Origin of the sequence: Zhongshania sp., from assembly GCF_029212375.1 — a bacterium.
Taxonomy (GTDB): Bacteria; Pseudomonadota; Gammaproteobacteria; order Pseudomonadales; family Spongiibacteraceae; genus Spongiibacter.
In genome coordinates, this window is sequence record NZ_JARGNU010000027.1 from 1 (window position 1) to 9,114 (window position 9,114).

A 9,114-nucleotide genomic window follows, 5' to 3' on the forward strand; every position below is an offset into this window, starting at 1 on the left:
TCGGATGTCGGATGTCGGATGTCGGATGTCGGATGTCGGATGTCGGATGTCGGAAAATTGGATTCCACACCCAAAACCTCGTCAAGCGCAGCCTTTGACTTTATGCGTCAGACCTCAGACACCCGACGTCCGACTAGCCTTTCTTCGGCCTTACATACAAAACCAAACTGTGATCAACCAACTCAAAACCGCGCTCTTCAACTAACTGGCGCTGACGGGCTTCGATTATGTCGTCGCAAAATTCAATAACTTCATTGGTTTCCAAGCACACGATGTGGTCGTGGTGTTCGCCTTTCTCCAATTCAAACACAGAGTGACCGGCCTCAAAATTATGCCTAATCACCAAACCTGCAGCTTCAAATTGGGTGAGTACGCGGTAAACAGTGGCCAAACCAACATCTTCGCCCGACTCCATCAGGGCGCGGTACACGTCTTCTGCACTAAAATGCTGATTCTCACTCTCTGCCTGTTCCAGCAACTGCAAAATTTTGACGCGAGGCAAAGTAACTTTAAGCCCTGCTTTGCGGAGCTCTTTATTTTCTATCGACATGTGCCTTGGACCTTAGCGTTGCGGTGGGGATTGCGCTATTATCCCACGCCTCTGTAAGCGATTGGAACCCTTTAGCATGTATAGACGATTTGCCACAGCATGCCTGCTCGTCACTTTGGCAGCATGCAGCTCGCTGGAATTCCCCGGCGTTTACCGTTTGCCTATCGATCAAGGCAATATTATTACCTCGGAAATGGTAGACCAGCTTAAAGTTGGCATGAGCCGCAGCCAGGTAGAATACGTAATGGGTACGCCCATGGTGCGCGATACCTTTAGCCCCAACCGCTGGGACTATATTTACACTTTGAGCAAGCCAGATGAACCGGTAGAGCGCCACCAGCTAACGGCTTATTTTGAAGGCGACACGCTGGTCAAATTCACTACCGACGTTAAACCAACCGACGTTAAACCGGTAGAGCCCATGCCGGCACAAAACAGCGACGGCACTGCAACTGATCCAGCAACCGTACCAGCACCTGTCGCTGAATAATTATTCAGCGGCCTTGCGGGCTTTTACTTTGGCGGCCCGCTGCTTGCGCACTTCTTTTGGATCGACAATGAGTGGCCGGTAGATTTCTACGCGGTCGCCATTTTTCAATGTCTGCTCGTCGGGTTTACTCACACCCTTGCCGAACACCCCCAAATCTACTGAGTTCAAATCCAGTTCAACAAACTGCTTGTCCAAACCAGACTGCAGAGCCGCGGCTCTAACAGTGCTGCCCTCGGGCAACTCCAGCGCCACAATGCGCTGCTTGTCTGGTAGCGCGTAGGCAACCTCAACATGAATCGTTTTGCTATTATCGTCCATACTGTTCGTTCGCTCGTTTTACCAAGGCATCCACTAAATTATTGGCCACCGAGTTAAATAATTGCTTGGTGGCCGCGCCAACCAAACTATTGGTCAGCGAGAAATACAAATGCAAACTCACCTTACAGGCCTCAGCGCTCAGCGCCAATAACGTCCACTCGCCGCGCAGATCTTCAAAGGGGCCGTCGACTAAACTTAAACTCACACTGCGCCCCGCCACCAGCTGATTACGGGTAACAAAACTTAATTTAATACCCGCCTTGGCCAAATCTAAGCGCGCCTCCATCATATCTTCGCTGCGCGCGAGTACTTCGGCGCCAACACAGCCGTCCATATACAGCGGATAAGACTCCACATCGTTAATCAGTTCGTAGACGATGTCTGCGGAGTATGGCAATAGCGCACTGCGCCGAATCTCGGTCATTCTCGGTCCCAATTAGTTTAGGCGGTCACTCGCAGGTATAAACCCACAACCAACACCACCAATATTGCAGGCGGCGCAATATACCGCAACAAGGCCTGCCAAAGCCAAAAAAACACGCCCTCAAACCAGCCGTCCCGCACCCCATAAACTACCTTGGGCACCCGCCATGCGGCAAACAAAACGAAACACCAAGCCGATAAGGGCAGCAAGATATTGGCCGCCAATATATCGACCCACTCCATAAAACTGCGCGACAACCAGCGTAAATCACTGGCTGGGGCCAAGGACGCGATGGCGACGTCGCCACACACCCAAATCAAGCCACCCGCCATTATTGCCGCGACCGGCCGCCACACAGCCCAGCGCTCAACCATATACGCCACCAGCGGCTCCATGAGCGCCACCACCGTGGTCAGCGATAAAATAGACAACAGTAAAAAAAATGCCGTGCCAGCAATGTCGCCAAACACCAAATTACCAAAAGAGAATGGCAGGCTAATAAATAACAGCGCAGGGCCACTGCCGGGCACAATATGCTGATCAAACACCAGCGCCAGTATCGCCAAGCCCGCGAGAATCAAAACGCCAGCATCGATAATCACCAGCGCCAGCAATTGCCGAGAAATAGAGCGCCCCGACGGAAAATACGCGCCGTAGGCCATTAATGCGCCAGTACCAATGCTCAGAGTGTAAAAGGCGTGTTGCAGGGCAGAGAACACGCCCCGCCAACTCAGATCCGCTACCCGCAGGGTGAACATCCACTGCATGGCAGAGGCAAAATCTCCCAAGGCGTAGCTGTAATAAACAATGCTTAGCAACACCAGTAGCAGCACCGGCAATAACACCCGCAGTACGCCTGCCATGCCCCGCACCACGTTCATGGCCGACAGCGATATTGCCGCTAACAAAAAAATTCGCTGCCAAAAGCGCATCTGCTCTGGCGCCGCAAGCAAGTTGGTCAGCTCCGCAGCAACCACGTCCAGACTCGCGCCATCCATTACGCCAGAAGCCATTTTAGCCACGTAAGCCAATAGCCATGACGACACCACTGCGTAATTGGCCGCCAACAGCAAAGCCGCTATACAGGCAATTTGGGTGGTTAGGGACCAGTGCTTACTCGCCTTGGCGTAATGGGCAAGTTGGTCGATAGCGTGAATTGGATTGCCCCGCGCCCGCACCGCAATACGCACCTCGGCCACCGCAATGGGGAGCATCACCAACACCACAAAGCCGAGATAAAGCAGCAAATAAGCACCACCGCCATTGTGGCCAAGCTCTTGTGGCGTGCGCCAAAAATTGCCCAAACTAACCACCAAACCAGTGGCGGCAGCAAGAAATGTCCAGCGGCTAGACCAGATTCCCTGTATTTTTCGTTTCTTTAAAACCATTGGCCGCCAACATCATTTCTACAAAGCAGCGGTCTTTTTACCTGAGGCCAATAGGTTTTGCCAGCAACTCCCTCTATAATCGGCTCCATGAGTAAAAACAAACCAAAAAATACCAGCAGTACGATCGCACTAAACAAAAAGTCGCGGCACGACTACACCCTTACCGACAAGTTTGAAGCAGGCTTAGTACTGCAGGGGTGGGAGGTCAAAAGCCTGCGGCAGGGCAAAATCCAGATCGTCGACACCTACGTGATCCTCCAGAACGGCGAGGCCTTTCTGATGGGCGGTCATATTTCGCCACTGCTCAGCGCGTCTACCCACTACGTGACCGACCCAACCCGCACCCGCAAGCTCTTGCTACACACAAAAGAACTGCGCAAGCTGGAAGAGGCCGTTCAACAAAAGGGCTACACCTGTGTGTGCACCGCCCTGTATTGGAAAAAGCACATGGTCAAAGCAGAAATAGCCTTGGCCAAGGGTAAGCAAGATCACGACAAGCGCGAGTCTGAAAAGAACCGCGACTGGGAACGCCAAAAAATGCGCATTGTGCGCGCACATAATTCCTAAACCGAGCATCGCACCCAACGCCAATGAAAACTCTCTATCTGCTGCGTCACGCTAAATCTGGTTGGGATGACGACCAACTTAGCGACGCCGAACGGCCAATCACCAAACGTGGCAAGCGCGACTGCCAATTGATTGCCAACGAAATTCAACGCCGCGAACACCTCTTTAAATACGTGTATTGCAGCACGGCAAAGCGCGCGCTGGAAACCCTTAAGCGTTTTCAGGCCGACTCCAGCATTTTAGATACCGCCGAAATCGTCCACGACGAAGCCCTCTACACCTTTGAGGCGCCCAAACTCCTCTCGTGGATAAAAGACCTGCCTCAGACCCAAAACCACGCACTTATTATTGGCCACAACCCCGCGCTGGCCGACCTTGCCAACTATTTATACGATGGCAAAATTGGTCACCTTGGCACCTGTACCTTTATGGAACTGGAAATTAATATTGAGTACTGGGATCAACTGCGCGCCGACAGCGCCAAGCTCATTGAAATTATTCGCCCTAAACAATTCCGCTAGCGGGACCACCCAGCACAGGATGCGCCCAAGCAATGGCCGACAGTTCAGCGTTAAAAGACATTAGCATTGTTAATGACGTTCTCATTCTCAAAAAAAGCCACAAACTGATTCGGCGCATGCAGCGCAATTTACCCGGCCCAGAAATTCACGGCTATCAGGTGTGGGGCTCGTCTTTTTTGATAATGGATTATCTGCTGGAGAACCCGCCAAAAAAGCGGGCAAAAATGATGGAGATTGGCTGCGGCTGGGGTATTTTAGGAATTTCCTGCGCGCAGCACTTCAAGGCAAAAGTAACCGCCGTAGACGCCGACGAGCATGTATTTCCCTACCTCGACGCCCACGCCCTGCTCAACGATGTCAAAATTAAAACCCGCACCGCACGCTACGAACACCTTAAAACCGAAGACCTACAGAATCACAGCTTAATGCTCGGCGGCGACATTTGCTTTTGGGACAACTTAGTTAAACCCTTGTTTTCCGCCATTAGCGCCGCCCGCGACGCCGGCGTGGGCAAAATCATTATTGCCGATCCAGGCCGCCCACCGTTTCACAAGCTGGCCAAGCGCTGTCAAAAAGCCTTTGGCGCAGAATTAATTAGCCGAGAAATTAACAGCCCCAAAAAACTCAGCGGCGAATTACTGATCATTTCGCAATAAGCCGCCAACGGCACTTTTGCCCCTCACTTCTTGTGTTTCTTTTTTAAGGCATTCGGCTTGGGGCGATAATCCAAGCGCGCCAAGCGCGGCAATTTACCGGTGCTCAGAAATTTATGGGTTTGATCCTGTGAGCGTATTTTGCCGCCACTCTTCTTGCGCACCCTAAACGCATTGCTTTGCGAGGCGTCAATAATTCGCGCTTTTACATTGTCGGCCCACTGCAAATCAATAATCGACTGCAACATCTCCTGCAACGGCTTGCTGTAAATCGGGCAGGTCACCTCAACACGAAAATCAATATTGCGGGTCATTAAATCGGCCGACGAAATAAAATAGCGGGGCTCGCCATTATTGCGAAAAATATACACCCGTGGATGCTCTAAAAATCCGTCAACAATACTAATCGCCTCAATATTGTCGCTCATCCCCACCACGCCAGGCACCAAAGAACACATGCCGCGCACAATTAAGCGCACCGGCACCCCAGCCGCACTGGCCTCGTAGAGCAGGTCGATTAGCTCGCGGTCGACCAAATTATTGCATTTAAGGGTAATGCCGCACTCATGCCCCTTCTTAGCATTATGAATTTCTGTTTTAACCAAGCCCAGCAAGCGCTCACGCGTGTTGAGGGGCGACACTCCAAGGTGATTAAACTCGTGGCGCTTATAGTTGAACGCAATAAAATCGAAAACCTTGGCCACTTCATCACCAATTGCTTGGTCGTAGGTGAGCAAACTAAAATCGGTGTACACCGTGGCGGTTTTTTCGTTGAAATTACCGGTGCCCACATGAGTGTAAAAGCGCTGCACACTGCCCTCTTGGCGCACAATCGAAATCAACTTGCTGTGCACCTTCAAACCCGGCACACCCAAAATAACGTTCACGCCGCCGTCGGTTAAACGCTGCGACAGCGCGATATTCGCCTCTTCATCAAAGCGAGCCTGCAACTCAACCACCACCGTCACTTCTTTGTGATTAGCCACCGCATTTAGCAGCGCATCCACCACATGAGAGTTAGACGCCACCCGATACAAGCTGGCCTTAATACTTTTCACCGCGGGGTCTATCGCCGCGGTTTTCAGTAAATCGGTTAAATAATTAAAGCTGTGATAGGGGTAATACAGCAAAATATCCTGCTCGCGCAGGCAACTCAAAATATTCGCCGCCTGATCAATCACCGGCACCGGAATAGTGGGCCGCGACTTAGCATCCAAATACGCCGGCCCCAAATTGGGAAAGCGCATAAAGTCTTTAGAGTTGTGGTAGCGCCCACCGGGAATCATCGAGTCCAATTTGCCCAAGCTCATGCGCTTAACCAAATAATCCAGCAAGTCATTGGGCATTGCCGCGTCATATACAAAGCGCACTGGGTCGCCTTTTTTACGCCGCTTAAGGCTCTGAGTCATCTTCTCTACAAAGGTGTGGGTTACTTCTTCACTCAGTTCCAACTCGGCGTCGCGGGTTAGCTTAATGGTGTAGGCATCGGCCGTTTCGAGTGGAAAAATCCCCCTAAACACCTCGGGCAAACACACCCGAATCATATTCTCTAGTGCAATTAAAACCTTGCCGCGCTTACCCTTGCGGCTGGGAATCCGAATAAAGCGGTCTAGCCGCGAGGTGGGAATCTCTAGCAGGGCAAAGCGGGTCTGCGACTCATAACCCAAGCGAATCGCCAAATAGATAGACGACTCATTTAGCTCAGGAATAGGATTGGCGTCATCGAGGATAATCGGCACCAATTCCTGCTGAATATTCGCGTGAAAATACGTCCGCACATAGGTGGTTTGCGCTTCGTCTAACTGCTTTTCATTTATCAAATAGATCTTGCGGCGGCGCAACTCCTTTAGGTTTTCGCGATATACCGCGTCAAAGCGCTGCTGCAACTTAAGTACTTTTTGCCGAATTTCTTCCAGCAAACTTTTGTATTCGTCTTGCTTAGACGCGGGCGAAAACACCGCCAAGCGGCGCACATCCGCCACCCTCACCCGAAAGAACTCATCGAGATTATTCGAAAAAATACCTAAATAGCGAATGCGCTGAATAATTGGCACACTCGGGTCGGCTGCCTCTTGCAAAACTCGCTCGTTAAACGACAACCAACTTAACTCTTTGGCAATCCATGTACTATCCACGCCCTGCCCACCCCTCAAATAATCTACTAGATAACTCTATCAAAAAAAATACACGCTAGTGTAGCCATGCTGGATGTCATTTATATGACACAAACCCAGTGTCGATTTTCGCCGGTTCAGCCGATACACTAGGCAGCCAATAGGGAATTCATACTACTATGGCTCAAAATAGCGACTCTTACGCAGCACTGGATCTTGGCTCCAACAGTTTCCACCTTCTCATTGCCAGCTTCAGCGACAATAAAATCCGCGTCATCGACCGCCATAAAGATATGGTTAGATTGGCCGCGGGCCTAGACGACGACGGCCGTCTCAGCGACGAAGCCCAAGACCGCGCCCTAGAAAGCCTGGCCAAAATGGCCGACCGCCTGCGCGGCGTACCCCGCCGCCAAATTCGAATTGTGGGCACCAACACCCTCCGCGCAGCCAGCAATGCGGTTGAATTTATGGCCAAGGCCGAAGCCGTACTCGGCCTACCCATCAACATTATCTCAGGCACCGAAGAAGCCCGCCTCGTCTACCTTGGCGTGGCCAACGACTTTGCCCCAGAACAAAAACACCGCCTTGTTATCGATATTGGCGGCGGTTCCACCGAACTCGTGGTGGGCAATAGCACACCCCGCCAGCTCGAAAGCCTACCCATGGGCTGTGTTAGCTTCAGTATGCGCTATTTCAAAAATGGCGACATCAACGAAAAGTCTTTTAAAAAAGCGGTCAACGCCGCGCGGCAAATGATTGGCCCCTACGTTGAACCCTTCCGTGGACAGTGGCAAGAAGCCGTTGGTTCCTCAGGCACCATTCGCAGTATTGGTAAAATTCTGGCCGACCAAGAGCTCAGCGAAGCGGGTTACATCTCGGCCAGCGGCCTAGAGCAGCTCAAAGACCAAGTACTGCACGCCAATAATAGCCGCGAGCTAAACATAAAAGGCTTAAGTGAAGACCGCCGCGACGTTTTTGTTGGCGGCTTCGCCGTGCTCTACGCCCTATTCGAAGAATTAGACATGCAGGGCCTGCACGTCTCGGCCTACGCCATTCGCGAAGGCATCGTTCACGACCTCGCCGGACGCCTGCACCACCGCGACAAACGCGAAGACACCATCAAACAACTGATTAGCCAATACAGCATCGACGCTGCCCAAGGCAACCGCGTAGCCGAACTCTGCGCCCGCTGGCTGCCCGCCGTAGCCCAACACATCACCACCCCCGACCAAGAAGCAGACCCCCTATTGCGCTGGGCCGCCCAACTGCACGAACTGGGCCTAGCCATTGCCCACGGCGGCTACCACAAACACGGCGCCTATATTCTCGGCAACGCCGACATGCCCGGCTTCTCGCGGCAAGAACAAGCCCGCCTCAGCTTTTTAGTTGCCAACCACCGCCGCAAACCCAAACCGGTGGGCAGCCCCAGTTACGGCGTTACCGCCGACTGGCCGCTAGTTTGCGTGCTGCGCTTAGCGTGCATCTTCTATCGCCGCAGGCAGGCCAAACAACTGCCCAACACCATCACCCTAAGCAGCAAAGACGCCAACAAACTGAACCTGAGCATTCCCGAAGACTGGCTGCAAGCCAACCCGCTCATCGCCGCTGATTTAGACGACGAAGCCGACCTACTTAACAAAAGCCTCGACATCAAACTCAGTATTCAACAAAACCACAGCGAACAATCCTAGTCGTCACCGGTCCAAAGGAGTACAATCCACCCTCTGGGGCCGATTTGGATTCGACGCCGGTTACAAAACTTATGGTGCATGCCGTGATGACAGCGAATCACGTTAATCCAAAGCTGTAAACCTAATAGTTGCCAACGACGACAACTACGCTCTAGCCGCTTAAACCCCGGTTAGCGGTCGCTACCAGATGCTTGTAAATGGGACGCGACTGTCATATAGAACAAGCTAGCGAGTAAGGTATGTCTGAGACCGAGCCGCGAAACACCTTATCAGAATCGCCAATCACGTCCTGCCCGTCGGGCTGTTTGCGGCTAAATTAATTGACGGAAACCAAGCATGTGAAGAGCCTTAAGCAGCGGACTGGCGGACGCGGGTTCAATTCCCGCCGGCTCCACCAA

Annotated in this window: 10 protein-coding genes and 1 other RNA gene; 6 read left to right on the forward strand and 5 right to left on the reverse strand. The window is 52.2% G+C overall.

The window, feature by feature from the left end:
* Positions 1-133: 133 nt before the first annotated feature.
* A complete protein-coding gene (gene fur, locus P1U47_RS17450) occupies positions 134-550 on the reverse strand; it encodes a ferric iron uptake transcriptional regulator (protein WP_301030503.1) in 417 nt (138 codons plus the stop codon).
* 76 nt (positions 551-626) lie between these two features.
* Between fur and bamE the strand changes: the two genes are divergently transcribed.
* Positions 627-1,040 carry an outer membrane protein assembly factor BamE gene (gene bamE / locus P1U47_RS17455; protein ID WP_301030504.1) on the forward strand — a complete coding sequence of 138 codons (414 nt, stop codon included), beginning with the start codon at positions 627-629 and terminating at the stop codon, positions 1,038-1,040.
* Here the strand turns inward: bamE and P1U47_RS17460 are convergent, their stop codons facing one another.
* The 3 genes from P1U47_RS17460 to P1U47_RS17470 are packed head-to-tail and all read right to left on the reverse strand — an operon-like array spanning position 1,041 to position 3,170.
* Positions 1,041-1,358, reverse strand: coding sequence for an RnfH family protein (locus P1U47_RS17460; protein WP_301030505.1), 318 nt, complete (start codon positions 1,356-1,358; stop codon positions 1,041-1,043).
* The gene (locus P1U47_RS17465; protein ID WP_301030506.1) at positions 1,348-1,782 is read right to left on the reverse strand and encodes a type II toxin-antitoxin system RatA family toxin; all 435 of its coding nucleotides are present in this window, start codon (positions 1,780-1,782) and stop codon (positions 1,348-1,350) included. Before P1U47_RS17465 ends, P1U47_RS17460 begins: the two co-directional genes overlap by 11 nt.
* A 17-nt stretch (positions 1,783-1,799) precedes the next feature.
* Entirely contained in the window at positions 1,800-3,170 is a 1,371-nt protein-coding gene (locus P1U47_RS17470; protein WP_301030507.1) for a sodium-dependent transporter, read from the reverse strand.
* A gap of 87 nt (positions 3,171-3,257) precedes the next feature.
* On the opposite strand from P1U47_RS17470, the gene smpB reads away from it, so the two are divergent.
* Genes smpB through P1U47_RS17485 form a run of 3 tightly spaced genes read left to right on the forward strand, consistent with a single transcriptional unit; the run spans position 3,258 to position 4,914 of the window.
* Positions 3,258-3,737 (forward strand): SsrA-binding protein SmpB, encoded by a 480-nt coding sequence (gene smpB, locus P1U47_RS17475; protein ID WP_301030508.1) that lies wholly within the window; start codon positions 3,258-3,260, stop codon positions 3,735-3,737.
* Between the two features lie 23 nt (positions 3,738-3,760).
* Positions 3,761-4,258, forward strand: a complete 498-nt coding sequence (locus P1U47_RS17480) for a histidine phosphatase family protein (RefSeq protein WP_301030509.1) — start codon at positions 3,761-3,763, stop codon at positions 4,256-4,258.
* A 32-nt stretch (positions 4,259-4,290) separates the two neighbouring features.
* Positions 4,291-4,914, forward strand: coding sequence for a methyltransferase (locus P1U47_RS17485; RefSeq protein ID WP_301030510.1), 624 nt, complete (start codon positions 4,291-4,293; stop codon positions 4,912-4,914).
* Between the two features lie 23 nt (positions 4,915-4,937).
* On the opposite strand, the gene ppk1 is transcribed toward P1U47_RS17485, so the two are convergent.
* A complete protein-coding gene (ppk1, locus tag P1U47_RS17490) occupies positions 4,938-7,046 on the reverse strand; it encodes a polyphosphate kinase 1 (protein ID WP_301030511.1) in 2,109 nt (702 codons plus the stop codon).
* A gap of 158 nt (positions 7,047-7,204) precedes the next feature.
* On the opposite strand from ppk1, the gene ppx reads away from it, so the two are divergent.
* On the forward strand, positions 7,205-8,716 hold the full coding sequence (gene ppx / locus P1U47_RS17495) for an exopolyphosphatase (RefSeq protein WP_301030512.1): 1,512 nt from the start codon (positions 7,205-7,207) through the stop codon (positions 8,714-8,716).
* A gap of 35 nt (positions 8,717-8,751) precedes the next feature.
* Positions 8,752-9,113: a transfer-messenger RNA gene (gene ssrA / locus P1U47_RS17500) on the forward strand.
* Position 9,114: the final 1 nt, after the last annotated feature.